This is a genomic window from Bacteroides faecalis, assembly GCF_003865075.1.
GTDB classification, from domain to species: Bacteria; Bacteroidota; Bacteroidia; order Bacteroidales; family Bacteroidaceae; genus Bacteroides; species Bacteroides faecalis.
On record NZ_BHWB01000013.1, the window covers coordinates 57,576 to 76,398 of the forward strand.

The 18,823-nt window shown below is 38.0% G+C and carries 12 protein-coding genes; 4 read left to right on the forward strand and 8 right to left on the reverse strand.

The features are described from left to right. The first annotated feature begins 43 nt into the window (after positions 1-43). Genes nuoL through EJF25_RS18115 form a run of 3 tightly spaced genes read left to right on the forward strand, consistent with a single transcriptional unit; the run spans position 44 to position 4,925 of the window. Positions 44-1,933 carry an NADH-quinone oxidoreductase subunit L gene (nuoL, locus tag EJF25_RS18105; protein WP_125042245.1) on the forward strand — a complete coding sequence of 630 codons (1,890 nt, stop codon included), beginning with the start codon at positions 44-46 and terminating at the stop codon, positions 1,931-1,933. 36 nt (positions 1,934-1,969) lie between these two features. Then, positions 1,970-3,454, forward strand: a complete 1,485-nt coding sequence (locus tag EJF25_RS18110; RefSeq protein ID WP_125042246.1) for a complex I subunit 4 family protein — start codon at positions 1,970-1,972, stop codon at positions 3,452-3,454. Between the two features lie 31 nt (positions 3,455-3,485). Continuing rightward, the gene (locus tag EJF25_RS18115) at positions 3,486-4,925 is read left to right on the forward strand and encodes an NADH-quinone oxidoreductase subunit N (RefSeq protein WP_125042247.1); all 1,440 of its coding nucleotides are present in this window, start codon (positions 3,486-3,488) and stop codon (positions 4,923-4,925) included. 80 nt (positions 4,926-5,005) lie between these two features. Here the strand turns inward: EJF25_RS18115 and EJF25_RS18120 are convergent, their stop codons facing one another. From EJF25_RS18120 to EJF25_RS18145, 6 genes are all read right to left on the reverse strand, one after another. Further along, entirely contained in the window at positions 5,006-7,801 is a 2,796-nt protein-coding gene (locus tag EJF25_RS18120) for a sensor histidine kinase (protein WP_200832939.1), read from the reverse strand. Between the two features lie 185 nt (positions 7,802-7,986). Further along, entirely contained in the window at positions 7,987-9,177 is a 1,191-nt protein-coding gene (locus EJF25_RS18125; RefSeq protein ID WP_125042248.1) for a beta-helix domain-containing protein, read from the reverse strand. Between the two features lie 31 nt (positions 9,178-9,208). After that, the gene (locus EJF25_RS18130; RefSeq protein WP_125042249.1) at positions 9,209-11,923 is read right to left on the reverse strand and encodes a TonB-dependent receptor; all 2,715 of its coding nucleotides are present in this window, start codon (positions 11,921-11,923) and stop codon (positions 9,209-9,211) included. Between the two features lie 179 nt (positions 11,924-12,102). Next, positions 12,103-13,431, reverse strand: coding sequence for a mechanosensitive ion channel family protein (locus EJF25_RS18135; protein WP_125042250.1), 1,329 nt, complete (start codon positions 13,429-13,431; stop codon positions 12,103-12,105). Beyond that, positions 13,428-14,543 carry a DUF4435 domain-containing protein gene (locus EJF25_RS18140; RefSeq protein ID WP_235016862.1) on the reverse strand — a complete coding sequence of 372 codons (1,116 nt, stop codon included), beginning with the start codon at positions 14,541-14,543 and terminating at the stop codon, positions 13,428-13,430. The genes EJF25_RS18135 and EJF25_RS18140 overlap by 4 nt, the downstream gene beginning before the upstream one ends. 33 nt (positions 14,544-14,576) lie before the next feature. After that, positions 14,577-15,434 (reverse strand): AAA family ATPase, encoded by an 858-nt coding sequence (locus tag EJF25_RS18145; RefSeq protein WP_125042251.1) that lies wholly within the window; start codon positions 15,432-15,434, stop codon positions 14,577-14,579. Positions 15,435-15,528: 94 nt separating this feature from the next. Between EJF25_RS18145 and EJF25_RS18150 the strand changes: the two genes are divergently transcribed. Continuing rightward, the gene (locus EJF25_RS18150) at positions 15,529-16,446 is read left to right on the forward strand and encodes a DMT family transporter (RefSeq protein WP_125042252.1); all 918 of its coding nucleotides are present in this window, start codon (positions 15,529-15,531) and stop codon (positions 16,444-16,446) included. 312 nt (positions 16,447-16,758) lie between these two features. On the opposite strand, the gene EJF25_RS25120 is transcribed toward EJF25_RS18150, so the two are convergent. Both EJF25_RS25120 and meaB read right to left on the reverse strand, forming a co-directional pair. Continuing rightward, the gene (locus EJF25_RS25120; RefSeq protein WP_200832940.1) at positions 16,759-17,670 is read right to left on the reverse strand and encodes a DUF3828 domain-containing protein; all 912 of its coding nucleotides are present in this window, start codon (positions 17,668-17,670) and stop codon (positions 16,759-16,761) included. Between the two features lie 55 nt (positions 17,671-17,725). Next, on the reverse strand, positions 17,726-18,820 hold the full coding sequence (meaB, locus tag EJF25_RS18160; protein ID WP_125042253.1) for a methylmalonyl Co-A mutase-associated GTPase MeaB: 1,095 nt from the start codon (positions 18,818-18,820) through the stop codon (positions 17,726-17,728). Positions 18,821-18,823 lie beyond the last annotated feature (3 nt).

The following is an 18,823-nucleotide window of genomic DNA, read 5'->3' on the forward strand; positions in this document are numbered from 1 at the left end:
AACTCATTAACAATAATAATACTAAGTAATTAAAATAATTTGTATGGAACTAACAATTCTAATACTCCTTCTTCCCTTTCTCTCCTTCCTATTATTAGGAATCGGGGGTAAATGGATGTCTCACCGGACAGCAGGCATTATAGGTACGCTGGTATTGGGAGCAGTAGCAGTACTATCGTACGTCACAGCTTTTCAATATTTCTCAGCACCACGTCTGGAAGATGGAACGTTCGCCACTTTAATACCTTATAATTTCACGTGGCTTCCTTTCACTGAGACTTTACATTTTGATTTGGGCATTCTGCTCGATCCTATATCAGTAATGATGCTGATTGTCATCTCCACCGTATCGCTGATGGTACACATTTACTCTTTCGGCTATATGAAGGGAGAGACCGGATTCCAACGCTATTACGCTTTCCTGTCTTTGTTCACCATGTCAATGCTTGGACTTGTGGTGGCAACTAATATTTTCCAGATGTATTTGTTCTGGGAATTGGTAGGTGTCAGCTCATATTTATTAATCGGTTTCTATTACACCAAACCAGCAGCTATAGCCGCTTCCAAAAAGGCCTTTATCGTAACAAGGTTTGCCGATCTAGGGTTCCTCATCGGTATTCTGACTTACGGATACTATGGAGGTACGTTCGGTTTCACTCCGGACACGATATCAATCATTAGCGGTGGTACTTCTATGTTGCCTTTGGCATTAGGATTAATGTTTGTGGGTGGTGCCGGAAAAAGTGCAATGTTCCCATTACACATCTGGTTGCCGGACGCAATGGAAGGTCCAACGCCTGTGAGTGCATTGATCCATGCAGCAACAATGGTTGTAGCGGGTGTCTATCTGGTAGCACGTATGTTTCCACTGTTTATTGCTTATGCACCCGACACATTACACATGGTTGCCTGGGTAGGAGCTTTCACTGCTTTCTATGCAGCAAGTGTGGCTTGCGTACAATCAGACATTAAACGTGTACTTGCCTTTTCTACCATCTCACAAATTGGTTTCATGATGGTAGCATTGGGAGTTTGTACTTCTATGGACCCGCATCACGGAGGATTGGGATACATGGCTTCCATGTTCCATTTGTTTACACACGCCATGTTTAAAGCATTGCTCTTTTTGGGTGCAGGTAGCATTATTCATGCTGTACATTCTAATGAGATGTCTGCTATGGGAGGACTTCGTAAATATATGCCAATCACTCATTGGACATTCCTGATTGCCTGTCTTGCTATTGCCGGTATTCCCCCTTTCTCCGGTTTCTTCTCCAAAGATGAAATCTTAGCAGCCTGTTTTCAATATCATCCTGTGATGGGTTGGGTGATGACTGTTATTGCAGCAATGACAGCTTTTTATATGTTCCGCTTGTATTATGGTATTTTCTGGGGCAAAGAAAACAAAGAAGCACATGCTGCACATACTCCCCACGAAAGTCCATTAGCTATGACTTTCCCACTCATGTTCCTGGCAGTTGTCACTTGTGGAGCAGGCTTCATTCCTTTCGGGCATTTTATCAGTTCGAATGGTGAATCTTACTCCATACATCTGGAGCCATCTGTTGCCATTACTAGTGTAGTCATTGCAATCATCTCCATTGCCATAGCAACCTGGATGTATAAGAATGCCAAACAACCGGTTGCAGATATGTTGGCACGCCATTTCAAGAAATTACACAAAGCTGCTTATAACCGTTTTTACATCGACGATATATACCAGTTTATCACACATAAGATCATTTTCCGCTGCATTTCTACTCCTATCGCATGGTGGGATCGTCATGTAGTAGATGGATTCTTTGATTTCCTGGCATGGGCAACCAATACAACAAGCGACGAGATCCGTGGTTTACAGAGCGGTCAGGTACAACAATATGCTTATGTGTTCCTTTGCGGAGCATTGGCACTAATCCTGTTACTGCTTCTATAATTCATAATTAATAATCTATAATTCATAATTATACAAATGAATTTCTTATCAATCTTCGTACTTATTCCTTTATTGATGCTGGTCGGACTTTGGGCAGCACGAGGAATTAAAGCGATTCGGGGGGTCATGGTCACCGGAGCATCAGCACTCCTGATTGCTTCTGTGGTACTAACCTTCCTGTATCTGGGAGAACGTAGTGCCGGAAACACGGCAGAGATGTTATTCCGTGCTGACACAGTCTGGTATGCACCCCTTCACATTGCCTACTCTGTGGGAGTCGATGGGATCTCAGTAGCTATGCTATTATTATCTGCTGTGATTGTTTTCACCGGTACATTTGCTTCCTGGCGTTTACAACCTCTGACTAAAGAATATTTCCTCTGGTTCACACTCTTATCCATGGGAGTTTTCGGATTCTTCATATCTATTGACTTATTCACCATGTTCATGTTTTACGAAATAGCACTTATTCCTATGTACCTTTTAATTGGTGTGTGGGGATCAGGTCGCAAAGAGTATGCTGCCATGAAACTGACGTTGATGTTAATGGGTGGTTCAGCCTTCTTGTTAATTGGTATCCTCGGTATCTATTTCGGTTCAGGAGCAACCACTATGAATATATTGGAAATAGCGCAATTAGATAACATACCTTTTGCTCAACAATGTATCTGGTTCCCTCTTACTTTCCTTGGTTTTGGAGTATTGGGAGCACTTTTCCCATTCCATACATGGAGTCCCGACGGTCATGCTTCCGCACCAACTGCGGTATCCATGTTGCATGCCGGAGTATTGATGAAATTAGGAGGTTACGGATGTTTCCGTATTGCTATGTATCTGATGCCAGAAGCAGCTAACGAACTTTCCTGGATCTTCCTTATATTAACAGGTATCTCTGTTGTATATGGTGCATTCTCGGCTTGCGTTCAGACAGACTTGAAATACATCAATGCTTATTCATCCGTATCACACTGCGGTCTGGTACTTTTTGCTATTTTGATGTTGAACCAAACAGCAGCAACCGGAGCTATCCTCCAGATGCTTTCCCACGGGTTGATGACCGCCCTGTTCTTTGCTCTTATCGGTATGATTTACGGACGTACCCACACACGTGATGTTCGAGAGCTTTCAGGTCTAATGAAAATTATGCCATTTCTCAGTGTATGTTATGTGATTGCAGGTCTTGCCAATCTGGGATTACCGGGATTAAGTGGATTCATTGCAGAAATGACCATATTTGTCGGATCCTTCCAGAATCCGGATGTATTCCATCGCACTTTGACTATTATCGCTTGTTCGTCCATAGTCATAACAGCAGTTTATATCCTCCGTCTGGTCGGTAAGATTTTATATGGTACCTGTACAAACAAACACCATCTTGAACTAACAGATGCAACATGGGACGAGCGTGTTGCTGTTATCTGCCTGATTGTTTGTGTAGCCGGATTAGGTATGGCTCCTTTCTGGGTTAGCCATATGATTGGTGAAAGTGTATTACCAGTTGTTTCTCAACTGGTACCTTAATTCATAATTCTTAATTCATAAATCAGACAAAATGGATTATTCACAATTTCTACATATGCGAGAAGAGTTGTCACTCATAGCCGTATTGCTTATTTTATTTCTGGCTGACCTCTTCATGAGTCCGGATGCACACAAAAAAGACGGTAAAGCACAATTAAACACAATGCTCCCTGTTATATTGATGACTATTCACACGGTTATCAATTTTGTTCCGGGCACTGCTGCCGATACTTTCGGTGGTATGTATCATTATATTCCGATGCACACAGTCATCAAGTCAATTCTGAATGTTGGTACACTGATTGTATTTCTGATGGCACACGAATGGATGAAGCGTGAGGATACTTCTTTCAAACAAGGTGAGTTTTATGTACTTACACTTTCTACCCTGTTTGGTATGTATCTCATGATCTCTGCCGGACACTTCCTGATGTTCTTTATCGGATTAGAGACAGCTTCTATCCCTATGGCCGCGTTGATCGCCTTTGACAAATACCGCCATAACTCAGCAGAAGCCGGAGCTAAGTATATTCTAACTGCTCTTTTCTCTAGTGCTCTGCTACTATTTGGTCTTTCTATGATCTACGGTTCAGCAGGAACACTTTATTTTGATGATCTCCCTGCTCATATCAACGGCAATGCACTACAAATAATGGCCTTTGTTTTCTTCTTCACCGGTATGGCATTCAAACTCTCATTGGTTCCGTTCCATCTTTGGACAGCTGATGTATACGAAGGAGCGCCAAGTACTGTAACCGCTTACTTAAGCGTTATTTCAAAAGGTTCAGCTGCATTTGTATTACTAGCTGTCCTTATCAAAGTATTTGCTCCGATGATTAATGATTGGCAGGAAATACTTTATTGGGTCATCATTGCAACAATAACGATTGCTAACATTTTCGCTGTTCGTCAGCAGAATCTGAAACGCTTGATGGCTTTCTCCAGTATATCACAAGCTGGTTATATCATGTTAGGAGTAATCGGAGGTACTGCACAAGGAATGACTGCTCTGGTTTATTATGTATTAGTTTATGCTACTGCCAACCTCGGTGTATTTGCAGTAATTACTATTGTAGCATTACGCAGCGAAAAGTTCACACTGGAAGATTATCAAGGATTATACAAAACAAACCCAAAGATTGCTTTCCTGATGACCATATCTCTGTTTTCTTTGGCTGGTATTCCACCATTTGCAGGGTTCTTTTCTAAGTTCTTCATATTTATGGCTGCTTTCGATGCAGGATTCCATCTGCTAGTATTCATAGCACTCGTTAATACAGTCATTTCTTTATACTATTACTTATTAATCATTAAGGCAATGTATATTTCTCCTTCTGATAATCCTATTCCAACTTTCCACAGTGACCGTTGTACCAAATTGGGATTGGCACTTTGTACTTTAGGTATCATCGGCTTGGGTATTGCAAGTATTGTATATCAATCCATTGATAAACTATCGTTCGGAATATAATAATAAATATATAATCTCTTAAAAGAAATGGGCTTGGTTTTATGACCAAGCCCATTTCTTTTAAGAGATATAAAATAACTTTATACCATCTCTGAATCCGTCAAATAAGGATGAGTAAACCAGAAACGAGAACCTTTTCCTAACTCAGAATCGACCCCAATTTTCCCACCTAATTGTTCCACAATACTTTGGCAAATAGAAAGTCCCAGTCCTGTACCATGTACAAAAGAATCTAGTTTCACAAAACGCTCGAAGATAGCATTCTGATGTTGTTTATCAATTCCTACACCTGTATCTTTTACATAAAACTCAAGTTCCTTTCCCTTCAATTCATAACCAACACAAATACTTCCCTCTGAAGTAAACTTAATTGCATTGTTCACAAAATTAGAGATAACCTGATGCAAACGATTTCGATCACTAACGATATGATAATGCGGAAGATTTGAATCAAAAATCAGTTGTACATTCCCTTTCACTTTCATTTGCATAGAAAGTACAATGTCTTCACACATCATATTCACATCCATATCAATATTAGTAAAATCAAAAGTACCTGCTTCAATCTTTGATAAATCAAGTATGTCAGAAATCAATTGAAGAAGCAAATCATTATTCTCACGAACTATCTTTATATATTCTTTTCTTTCATCCAAATCTTCCGCATCAACTAACAAATCAGAAAAGCCAACGATAGCATTCAACGGAGTGCGAATTTCATGACTCATATTAGCAAGAAAAGCACTTTTCAGCCGATCCATAGTCTCGGCTTTATCACGAGCTTGAATCAGTTCTTTTTCCGTTTCTTTCAATTCTGTAATATCATAGTTAATGCCTATAATTTCTATTTCATTTTCTTCCGGTTTATAAGTTGTTACCACTACATTCATTCGTACCCAATTCCATTTGTCTTTTGTTCCGGGACGACGAACCCGCATTTCTTCCTTAAAGTTCTTTGCATTGCCTTTTTTCACCTCTTCATAAAAATCAAGGATACGTTTACGGTCTTCCGGATGCATTTTATTATAAACACCAACGACCTCGCTCAATGGTATATCATCATCTTCACCCATATTTTTATACCATTGTTTGATAGCATACCCTTTCCTATCAATGAGATTTAATTTTGCATATCCCACTTTAGCATAGTCAGAAATCAGCAAAAAGAAATTTTCAAAATCACGGATACGTTTCATAGCATCCATACGCTCGGTATTATCAATACTAATCAAAATATATCCATTAAAATTTCCATCATTATCATATATCTTACTAACTTTCGTATACAAATCAATGACATTAAAACGTTTTGTATGATAATATTCACCAACTTGATCGAAAGAGTAATTCAAACGAAACTCAACCAAATCTTCATTTCGCACTCGCTCACGAATATCCTGTGGAACATTAGGATTGTCAAAGAAGTTCACGCCCAAAGCATCTGTCTTATCATTCAGCCCAAATATTTCCACATCCTTATTATTCATGTCAAGCAAGTTCCCATCTTTGTCATAAATCTCCACCCCAGCCGGAATATTAGCAAAAATATTCTTAAAAAGTTTCTCACTACGGTCTAATGCCCGGTTAGCTTTCACAGCCTCTGTAGAATCAAGAAACAACCCTACCAGCTCATTTTTCTCAGGAGAATAAACGATCCAATGCGTATAAATTCCGGTTCTTGGAAAATATTCATCAAATTCTTTATACGTTTTCGATTCTAGAATCTTCAATAAGTCATCCAATTTCTGACTATGATTAGCATATATTTCCGAAGCCTGTAAGCCTATATATTTCTCACTGGAGATACCAAATATCTTAGAACTGATTTCATTAGCATCCGTTATTCGATAATCACAAGGCACATCATTTTCGTCACGGATGATAGATAACCTCACATATCCCATCGGCATATATGAAAACAAATTACGCAAGAAAGATTGTTCACGTGTAATATTATCCTTTGCTTTTCGCAATTCCATACATATACTAACGATATTAGCCAAAGAAGCGAACCATTGATAATCCTCATTGCTCCACTCTCTATATGAACCAACAAGATCAATTCCCATATATCCCCAAATATGATCACTTGCCATCAAAGGAGTAATCATCAACGAACAAATTCCCTGTTTGGAAAGAATATTATATTCATCTACAGCCTCTTCCGGTAATTGCCGCAAAGAATTCAGAATAATCGGTTTACCTGACAATATCTGTTCAGTCCACCATTTAGTTTGATTACTAGGAATAGATTTTAAATATTCCTTTTCCGGAGATATACCCTCAGATACGACTTCGTACGTGCAACTATGATGACTATTCGTGTCATCATATTCAAAGATATACACACGTCCACCTCTATAAAGTTCCAATATATCTGTCAGAATCTTCATGATACAAGATTCCACTTCCTCATCCTGAAGGAAACATAATAAAGATCGGGAAATAGAATTCTGTTGACGTATCAAATTATTAACACGACGTAAAACCCCTTTTTTATCTATACTTTCCAGTGATTCTACCCGTTGAATCACCCCAAAAGACTTATCACCTCCATTCGTACCGGTACCTTTCTCACGTTCTGCCAGACGTGTATGTAGCCAAACTTCACCATACTTAGAATAAATGGGGAATGTCTGCTCATAGAAATTCTTATGAATGGACTTATTCGCCTGAAACTCACAAATCACTTGTTCACGGTAATCTTCACGAATCACTTTCTGGAAATCCTGAAAAGAAATAGTATCTCCTTCTAAATCTAAAAGGTCACAGAGAAAATCAGAACATAAATAGTGCCCTGCTACAAAATCTGCTTCCCACCATCCAATCTGGGCCAAGGAAGACATTTTACGATATCGTTTGTTGCTTGTTTGCATACCTTCATTTAATTAACCAGGAAGTCAGCAAATGTACATAAAATATTTTAATCTGGATACTATTCCTTTAGAAAACAAAGGTTTCTATTTTTCAAATTAAAAAAATGACAGAAGCTATATAAACGACTTCTGCCATTCCATTCAAACTATTCTTATAGCTAAATATATTCCTACTAATTTTAAGATTAATGGACTAAAATTGGAAAAGTATAACTTGTCCAGTCAAACACAGAAATAGTGGCACCTGCACAAGAATTATTTGCAGCTACATTAGCTGTTCCGTTAAGTACTTTATCGTGAACCGTAAAAGTTGAAGCAAGAGTATAAGTGATAGATGATGCCACATTCCCATCCCCTTTACTATCAGTCATATCAATCAAATCTTGTGTTCCTCCTGTACCGGCAATCAATACATTTGAAATAGTAGCTTTTGCACCGCGCCGAATTTTGATAACATCTACCATACGATCTACTTTATTTTGTGTATCGGCAGCATTATTTACGATTGTCATATTTTCAACTGTAAAATTTGCTTGTCTCAAATGGTCTTCTCCATCACCATCCAAGTTACCATCAGCTTCAATTCCACGCGGATCATCTTCTGTACTGGTATAACGGTTCTCCCAGATTCCATAACAGTTACTCAATTTACCACTATATCCTTGTGTAAAGTCAAACATATCATCATCAGGATTCACTACTAAGAGGTTAGTGACATTTACTGTACCACCGAAAAATTCGATAGCATCATCTGCACTTTCCAGAATATAAATATTATCAATCTTTGTTCCGTTACCAACACCATTCAAGGTCAGTCCATTATGCTCAATATTCTCAGTGGAACGTGCACCGGCATAGCAAATCTTCACATAGGTCAATGAACCGGAATTGTCATTGGTAATACTACCACCATACTTATAGTCATTATTAATCTCAGTTAATCCTATATCACTTGCACTCTGGCTGATACCGGAAATCGGTGCTTTACCGTTAATAATTACACCTCCCCAATAACCGGAAGATGGCTGAACAGCATCTGCAGTAAAAGTGATTGGTTTTTCTTTTGTACCATTTGCGTAGATTCTACCACCTTGTGCAACCAATAAATAATTGCCAAAACCTTGTTTAGCTTTAATTATCGCCCCTGCCGGAATAGTTAATACTCCTCCATCCGCAATAATCAGAGATCCGTCTAGATAATACTCTTTCGCCTCCAAAATTTCATTTTCTGTCAATGTTCCTCTCAATGTATTACCATTGACAACAATTGAACTTTCTGGTTTATCACCATTGTGATCATCACTTCCACAAGAAGTCAATACTAATGTCGTTGCTGCAACAGCAACCACCATAAAATTTAAAAACAGTCTTTTCATTTCCTTTAATATTAGTTATTATTGATACTGCTTAGAAGATATACGAACCCCCTAAGCTAATATTTATTCCTTTTTTGTAATTACCTAATACAACCTTATCTCCTCCCTCATTTGCCTTGCGAACTAATTTATGAGCAGGATTCAATAAATTTCGAGCTTTCAGATTAAGTGAGATATGTTTATTCAGTCTTGCCTGTGATACAAAATCAAGTGTAACCAAGCTATTCTCCATAATATCCTGAAAGCCTTGAGTACCTATAGTATATACTTTCTCGCCAATATAATTTAGGATGAATGTATTTACAAGACTAAAATTACCCTTTGTATAATTATAAGATAAATCAAAGTTAGCAATCCAAGGGGCAGCACCTTCCAACTGAGAACCAGTAGTAACTGTTGCCAAAGGCATTTTAGCATTCGTATATATATAGGAACTATTTAGTCCAAGAGAAAGGCGATTTGCTCCATCGCCATTCGCCCCAACCGAATGCGTAAAGATATTCTTACGTACCTCTATTTCTGCTCCTGCTACAGTTGCATGATCTGCAATATTTTCATACGAAAGGTATCCACCGGCACTTGCCACCTCAATTCTGGAAATAGGATTTTTAATGTATTTATAAAAAGCAGTTAATGAAATTAGTTCCGTCGGTGTAGGATTAAAATCCCATTTCAAATCTAGATTGTAACTATCCGAGGGCTTTAGTTTCGTATTTCCCTGACTACTAAAATTAACTCCGACATAGCGATAAGGTGAAATCTCTTTAGATTGTGGTAAAGTATATGTCTTACTTGCTCCCAGACGCAAAGAGTTCTTTGCATTCAGGTTATATTTCAAATTCAGGCTTGGCAGGAAGTAGTTCTTCTCAATCTTATTGGAACCTTTCGAACCACCTTTATTTACATCATAATCTACCTGTATATCAATATTATCATATTTCACTCCTACATTGGCAATCCAACGAGAAGAAAACTGATAAGTAAACTCCGTATATAGTGAATGAATATACTTCTTCACATCGTATATATCAATATTCTTCTGTAATCCGAACATTCCATTCGAAAAATTCTCCTGTGTATAATAATCATCCAATACTATTTCTGCCAGCGAGCCGAAATGACCAGAGGAATATGTCGGCATATTATATTCTGTCGATTCAAAATTATCATCTACCATTCGCCCAATATATCCTAAACGGATATTAGAGATTTCTTCAACATTATCTCTCAAACGATAGACAAAACCTGTTTTTATATTTAGATCACCTTCATTCAAAGAAGAAAAATATCGTTGTTGTGAATTTCCACGAAGTAATGAGTAACCATCCGACGACTTAGTTATATTATTGATTCGACGATCTGGTTCATTGCCATTTACAAGGTTATAAGAAATACCTGCATCAAGACTCAATTCTTTTGTCAGCCCCCAGTTAGTCATCAGTTGATTGACAAGTAACCAATTATCATTTATTTGTTGCCGACGGGTAAAGCCGATATTACCTTGATCATCGTCAAATATCGAGTTTTTACCATCATAATCACCAACAGATTGCGTATTAGCATGTATCATCATAAAATTATAACTCAAATGATGACGATTCTGCATATCATAATCCACATTAGCTAATGCTAACTGATTAATATTTTCAACATACTTTTTACCAACCATATCCTTATAAATAGTACCGCTAGTAGTCGTATTGCGTATTGTTTCTTCTGTATACTGGTAATCAATGGTATGTCCGGCAGTCACAAAAAAGGAAAGAAGGTTCTTATCTTTTCCTATATAAAAGCGTTTTCCACCTGATACACTATAACTTCGGTTTATCTGAAGGTTTTGTTTTGAAGGGTCCAGCTTGTTCTTAAAATCCCAACTAGTTTCAGTAACTGGCTGTTTATCGTCAACTAATCCCATAAAATTAACTCCACTGAGTTTAAGAAAATCGGCTGATACTGTTTGCGTATTTATACCTCCTGAAACACCGACACCTATGTTCTTATTTCCAATCAGTTCTTTGGATACGATATCAATGGTTGCTCCACTGACATCACTGCTGCCTCCAGCACTAAAAACTTTATTGACGCCTACAGACTGAATGATATCCGTACCAAAGAAATCAAGAGAAATGTTCTTATATTCGGGGTCTTCGGATGGGACTGCAAATCCATTGAAAGTAGTCGAATTATAACGATCGCCCAACCCACGCACGAAAACATTCTTCACTCCTTCTTGTTTAGATATTCCCGAAACTTTTGTTACGGCTCCTTCCGCATCTGCAACTCCTTTACGTGAAAGTTCCTTTACTCCAACAGACTGTACGGCAATAACTGCTTTTTGTTGTTCAAGTAACAACATATTTTCATTTTCACGATTTTTTTTTGCAACGACCACAACATCAGAGAGTTCAAGTGCATCTGTTTCCAATTCCAGATTCAGGATTACTAATTTCCCATTCTCCACACGTACCTTGCGACATATTTCAGTTTTGTATCCCACATATTTGATTTCAATATCATACATGCCTTCCAGAACTCCCATTCCATTCAGTTCAAAATTCCCTTCTGTGTCGGTAACAGTACCTGCATGAGTACCTATTAATCGTATGGTCGCTCCAATCAGCGGCTCCTTAGAAAGTTTGTCTTTTACGACACCTTTAATTTTGATATTTGCAGCCAAAGCAGGAAGTGCACATAGTATGCAAAAAAAGGCTACAACGGAAAGTCTAATAAGAAATAGTTTTTTCATCGAACTTTGCTATACGTTTTAATTACGGCAGCAAAGATATAGGGGCAGCGTTACAGAAGTAATACAAACTAAATACAATAAATTGAAATAGCAGTTTCAAGTTTGTTGCATATTTGCAATAAGACCAGAAACTGCTATTATATTAATAATACGAATATAAAACTGAAGTTTCTTTATTTCTAATTCTTTACTCTTAATTCTCGTAAATCTTCTCCGGAAGGATTCTGGAAGACTCGTAATCCAAATTCCGGAATAATAGCCAATACATGATCGAACACATCAGCTTGCACTTCCTCATAAGGAACCCAGTCTTTAATGGCAGAAAAGAAATAAAGTTCCAACGGAATTCCAGTTTCAGTGGGTTGCAATTGGCGAACCATGCAAGTCAGTTCCTGATTAATAGTAGGCAAACTTTTCAGATAACTATTCAAGTAAGCACGAAATACACCCAGATTTGTCTGACGACGGCCATTTACCAATATAGAATTATCGATATGATGTTCCTTATTATATATCTCAACTACTTCTTCTGTTTTGTCAATATAATCTTTTAATAGTTGAATTTTCCGATATTTAGCCAACATCTCCGGTGTACAAAAGCGTACACTGCTCATATCTATATTAATAGAACGTTTCACACGTCGTCCACCAGATTCACGCATTCCTTGCCAGTTCTGAAAAGAATCACTTACCAACAGGTAAGGAGGAATTGTTGTAATGGTATTATCCCAGTTACGGACTTTAACGGTATTCAATGTGACTTCAATCACTGTACCATCCGCACCATATTTCGGCATAGCAATCCAATCTCCTACCTTCAGCATATTGTTGGCAGAAAGTTGAATACCTGAGACAAATCCAAGAATCGTATCTCTGAAGACTAACATTAATATAGCGGCAGAAGCTCCTAAACCGGTCAGTAATACCGTTGGGCTTTTATTAATCAGAATACTTACGATAACGATAGCTCCAATAAAGAAGATCGTCACCTGAGCCGTCTGTAATAATCCTTTTAATGGTCGATCCTTAAACTGTTCCCGTTCACTGTACACATGATAAATAGCTGCCAAAAACACACTGATAAAACGAAGAAAGACAGCAATAATATAGATCAGACAGATACGGCGAAGAAAATCAAGTAGTCCCGATTGTGCATGTTCCGGGAATGCTATGGGGATTGCTATATAAATAAGTATAGGTGCCACCATGCGGCTAATGTGTATCATCACCTTATGGTCAAAAACTACATCATCCCAAGTCGCCTTAGTCCGCTTCACCAATTTTGCAACCGCCCGCAAAATAATATGGCGGCAGATCACATTGGATAACAAGGCAACACCGATAATAAGTATCAATACAATCCAATTGTCTGCCTTGTTTGCCCAGGTAGCATCTACTCCCATAGATACCAGACTATGATTCACTTCCTGCATCACTGCATTGGTGGTCTCCTGTACTCCTTCGGTCTTTGTAACTACAGTCAATGTATCTACTATCACTTCTTTCATATATTACTGACACCTTCTTTTGATAAATAATCCTGAATATCCTGCCTCAACCATTCATAATGGAGGAGTCTCTTATACGCAACGTTCTTTTTCAACATTATCTCTACACTGATCTGACTGTTCTGATAACAAGTCAGTTCATTTCTGAATTGTTCATTATGCTCTGCCAAACGTTTAATTTCCTGTTCCCGTTCCCGACGTAACACAGTGCAAACAGGAATCAATAATTTCATTACCACATTGTCCATCACATGATGTCCTTGCATATATAAATAGGTTGTTTCCGGAAGTAGTCCTAAATCTTTCAGTTCAGTCCGCAGTCCGTTCACATTATTGATATAATAAGGAAAACGTTTTTTCAACTCAAAAAGTTTCTGATCTACCCTATGTTGCAAGGCATCTAAGCTACGTTCAGGATGCTTAAGACTAATCTCATGCAAAGCTGTACAAGAGTGAAAGTCATACATTGGAAATGTATACGTATCCCGTTGACGGTAGAACCATACATTCCACAAGAAAAGCGGGTACACTATTTCGGAATAACGTTTCATATAAGCATTAAAATCCAGAATAAACCGATCGTTCAATGTCGATTGTACACATACTTCATGGAGACTTTCCGCAAAGCAATGATAGTTCTCAATAGCATATGTATATGTTTGAAAAATATATTTGTTCCGGTTGATTTTGCGAGAGGTGTTGGTTGCCCCTTGCAACAAGAAATCATAATCACTATCTACACAGGCAATCAGACTTTTTCCCAGTTCTGCTGTGTTCAGCGTATTCATAAGCACCATCTTCTTTCCCTTTGCCAATGATGTTGCTGATGGCAGCATTACCTGAAAATAACGTTCGTCATCTTCAAACTCCTCCAAAAGAGTACGCCAGAAAGCAACATCATCATAGCTTTCGACATAGGCAATAATGCGACGACGAGCCTTTTTCGAATAAAGTTTGTGTGCGGCACTGAAATAAGAAGAAGTCAGAGAATCTACAAGCCGGGCAGGACGTGCCGGTTTGTTTCCATCCGTTCTCACTTCTTCTTTCCGGGAAGGAGACGGAGCAGAATAATATTTACGGTTTGTGTTACTTTTTACGGTATCGTTATTCATAATCTATACGTGTTCTATTCAGAAGAGATTATTTTACCCCTTTTCCTTATGTGAAGGTGACATTGGAGCTGACACTTCAGCTATGTCGCTTACTTCCGTTACAGCATCCAACCATCCTTCCATCACAACAGCAGGTGAATGCGTTGTCAGAATAATCTGCACATTAGGATTCAGTTCACGAATCATTGAAATTAATTTTTGTTGCCACTCAATATGTAACGAGGCTTCCGGTTCATCCATAAACAGTACACAGTGACTATCATTTTGCACAAGTACTGTCAATAAGATCACCAACATCTGTTTCTCTCCTGAAGAAAGTTTATAAGGAAACAGTAATTCTCCATCCTGATAAAAGGCAATATCATTCCGTTTACGATCTATCTTTTTACGGGTGTAACTGAAAAGGTCGTCAATCATATCTTGGAAACGGCGTTTTGCAACAGATAAAGTGGCGGCTTTCCGGCGTTGTTCTTCATTTTCACAGGAAAGAAGTTCAATCATTTTATTACCTATATTGACTTGATAATCAAGATAACGGCGCTGTAATAAATAAAGTTGCCAATCCAATTCGGATTTCACATTCTTATCTGCCATTCGCGCAGTAAAATCTCCCATTATGAGAGGCCGATCGTAACTGCGGATTACATCATAAGGGATATATGTTGCTTCAGGATTATCAAAAAACAGATGTACTCCGTTCTTCCCGTCACTCTTTATCTCTCCGGAAAGCTGATCCAGATAATCTACTGAACGATTGAGAATCGTCGTCTTCCCTACTCCGTTGATACCGGAGAGAATGTTCACATCGGGACGCAGATCCCAGGCTATATCAAATCTATCCCAGAGACCTTGTATTTCTATACGACGGATATAATTGGCTTGTTGTTCCATAATATTCCACTTTAATCAAGGCAAATATAAACAAATCAAACGATAAATTGGTTACCTTTGCAGCAGTTTTCAATAAAGGTAACAATTAGAAGTTATGAATAATAGCAAGAACCTGCAAGGCCATCTTTTCGCACTCACAGCAAATGTAATGTGGGGATTGATGTCTCCTATCGGGAAATCGGCTCTACAGGAGTTTTCACCCATTTCAGTAACTACTTTCCGTATGGTTGGTGCAGCAGTTGCATTCTGGATACTTTCTATATTTTGCAAGCAGGAACACGTGGATCATCGTGATATGCTGAAAATATTCTTTGCTTCTTTATTCGCTTTGGTGTTCAATCAGGGAGTATTTATTTTCGGACTTTCGCTAACATCACCTATCGACGCTTCTATTGTTACTACTACTTTACCGATCGTTACTATGATTGTAGCTGCTATTTATCTGAAAGAACCGATCACTAATAAGAAAGTTCTAGGAATTTTCGTGGGAGCAATGGGAGCACTTATTCTTATTATGAGCAGTCAGGCTGCAAATAATGGTGGAGGAAGTATTATTGGTGACTTGCTTTGCCTGGTTGCACAGATCAGTTTTTCTATTTATCTGACTGTATTTAAAGGATTGAGTCAGCAGTATTCGGCTGTGACAATTAACAAATGGATGTTCATCTATGCTTCTATATGTTACATTCCTTTTTCATATTATGATATTTCTACGATCCAATGGGCTAATATTTCTACTATTGCCATCCTGCAAGTGCTCTATGTGGTATTGGGAGGTAGTTTCCTCGCTTATCTCTGCATTATGACTGCTCAAAAATTACTTCGTCCCACAGTAGTTAGTATGTATAATTATATGCAGCCAATTGTGGCTACTATCGCTGCAATTATTATGGGAATTGGAAGTTTCGGATGGCAGAAAGGAATTGCAATAGCACTTGTGTTCTTAGGAGTATATATTGTAACACAGAGCAAGTCAAGGGCAGATTTCGAAAAAGCAGGGAAAGAATTGTAAAGTTTACAATTCTCAGCTCTTCCTATAAGTTTTTTCCATAAAAAATCCGTCACCATCACTAATTCAATCTCAACTATCTAAATATTAATGATTAGCAGCGTGACGGAAAGTGTGATGGCAGTGTGACGAGAAAAATATCCGTCACACTCTGTATTTTCAATCTATATAGCTAAAATCTGTTTCATAGGGTGAAACTATTCGTTTCTCGGTGTGAAACTTTTAGTTTCAATAAGTGAAACCAATAGTTTCACCCTATAGAACCATTAGTTTCATCCTATTGAAACCAATGGTTTCAAAGCATGAAACACTTTTCTATTCTTTATCCTTGGTTATACTATCAATACGATACTCTTGTCCTTGCTTAACAACTTTAATTTTTAAAGTTTTATTCTTCGCAAAACTTACTTGGTAGGTATCTTCATTTATTGGAGTAATCTTAATAGAAGGACGCGATAAATTATCAAAATCGAAATCAAGAATCAATAAATCATATCCATGCCCATTATTTTCCAGAAACTCTTCCTTCTCAACTGCATCAAACTGTTTCAAGGCATTTGGTGTAAGATATTCAGTACGTATGGATGCAAGTTGGCTTGCCAATCCTTCCGGCATACTACAATATTTCAATGTGTAGGCATCATAAAAAGTTTTCAGAAATGAGAGAGGTTCTGATGTATTAATTGCCGGTATCACCGGGTTATCACATAACAAACTGTCTCCATAAAGACTACCATTCCATATCGGAGTAATATAATCAATCATATATTGTCCATCAATTTTAGTCACTCTCAAAGGAATATTTTGCGTACTTTCAAATTCACCACCTTTCCCCCACGTATAGCTAACCATATACCAATTATCATTCAAATGTTTTACGGTTAATGTCTCAAGGACATCGTCACTAACATCTTGCGCACGTATAATTGGATCACAATCCGTTGCTTTCCTTACTCTATCAAGTTTTTCAATAAGTCCCTTGGTCAATTTAATATTAACTGATTTCAATGATTTAGAAGGATGTTCAGCCAGACACACCTTGTAAAATTCCTTAATTAAATTAATTGCATCCTTTTCAACAATAGTATCTGTCGGAACCATGCTTATCCACACTGTATCTTCCTGGTTATCCGTAGATTCCGCAAATACATTCCTTTTCTGATTACCACAAGAAAAGAAAAAAATAGCACACAACACTAATGCTAGATTGACAAATGTTAATTTCAAAATAGTAGTATTAAGAGTTAATCATTAAATTCTCTGAAAGTATCTCGATAACTTTTTATTTCTTCAATTCTGCAAAATATGTATCCAACAAACTTTTAGCCGCTACAAATGAAGTCAAACTACCACCTAACACTTGTTTCTCTCTTTCCTGAAGCATAGTTTCAATCTTCGAATTATGATAGAAACTGTCACGTAGTTGTTCATTGATGCTTTCATACATCCAATACTTGCTCTGTTCATTACGACGATATTCAAAATAACCATTGTCTTTAACAAAGGCAATGTATTGATCAATCATGTCCCAGATTTCTTTTATACCTATATTATAGAATCCGGAATAAGTCATTACTTGTGGAGTCCATCCGGAATCAGGAGCAGGGAAAAGATGCAAGGCATTACGGAATTGAGTGGCAGCCAATTTTGCCCTTTCAAGGTTATCACCATCCGCCTTATTAATGATAATACCATCCGCCATCTCCATTATACCACGTTTGATACCTTGTAGTTCATCTCCTGTACCAGCCAACTGGATCAACAAAAAGAAATCCACCATCGAGTGAACAGCTGTTTCACTTTGTCCTACTCCAACTGTTTCTACGAAAATCTTATCAAATCCGGCAGCCTCGCAAAGAATAATTGTCTCACGAGTTTTACGTGCAACTCCTCCCAAAGAACCGGCCGAAGGACTAGGACGAATAAAAGATTTAGGATGCACAGAAAGTTGTTCCATACGAGTCTTATCACCCAAAATACTACCTTTACTACGCTCACTACTCGGGTCGATAGCCAAAACAGCTAACTTTCCTCCTTTTTCTAATACATGTAGTCCGAATACATCAATCGAAGTACTTTTACCTGCTCCAGGGACTCCACTGATACCTACACGAATAGAATTTCCAGAATAAGGTAAACACTTTTCAATTACCTCTTGTGCAACCGCCTGATGATCAGGCTTCACACTTTCTACCAATGTCACAGCCTGGCTTAGAATAGTAACATCGCCTTTTACGATTCCTTCTACAAACTCTGCCACCGAAAGCTGACGTTTTTTCGGTTTGCGTTTCAAATAGGGATTCACAGATGAAGGTTGCTCGATACCTTTATTGACAACCAATCCTTTATATTCTTCACTATTTTCCGGATGTTCCATAGC

Bases quoted from the DNA above. Each gene is read 5' to 3' on its own strand.
- EJF25_RS18125 (WP_125042248.1), bottom strand. From the start codon at position 9,177: ATGAAAAGACTGTTTTTAAATTTTATGGTGGTTGCTGTTGCAGCAACG.
- meaB (WP_125042253.1), bottom strand. From the start codon at position 18,820: ATGGAACATCCGGAAAATAGTGAAGAATATAAAGGATTGGTTGTCAAT.
- EJF25_RS18150 (WP_125042252.1), top strand. From the start codon at position 15,529: ATGAATAATAGCAAGAACCTGCAAGGCCATCTTTTCGCACTCACAGCA.
- EJF25_RS18145 (WP_125042251.1), bottom strand. From the start codon at position 15,434: ATGGAACAACAAGCCAATTATATCCGTCGTATAGAAATACAAGGTCTC.
- EJF25_RS18110 (WP_125042246.1), top strand. From the start codon at position 1,970: ATGAATTTCTTATCAATCTTCGTACTTATTCCTTTATTGATGCTGGTC.
- nuoL (WP_125042245.1), top strand. From the start codon at position 44: ATGGAACTAACAATTCTAATACTCCTTCTTCCCTTTCTCTCCTTCCTA.
- EJF25_RS18135 (WP_125042250.1), bottom strand. From the start codon at position 13,431: ATGAAAGAAGTGATAGTAGATACATTGACTGTAGTTACAAAGACCGAA.
- EJF25_RS18115 (WP_125042247.1), top strand. From the start codon at position 3,486: ATGGATTATTCACAATTTCTACATATGCGAGAAGAGTTGTCACTCATA.
- EJF25_RS18120 (WP_200832939.1), bottom strand. From the start codon at position 7,801: ATGCAAACAAGCAACAAACGATATCGTAAAATGTCTTCCTTGGCCCAG.
- EJF25_RS18140 (WP_235016862.1), bottom strand. From the start codon at position 14,543: ATGAATAACGATACCGTAAAAAGTAACACAAACCGTAAATATTATTCT.
- EJF25_RS18130 (WP_125042249.1), bottom strand. From the start codon at position 11,923: ATGAAAAAACTATTTCTTATTAGACTTTCCGTTGTAGCCTTTTTTTGC.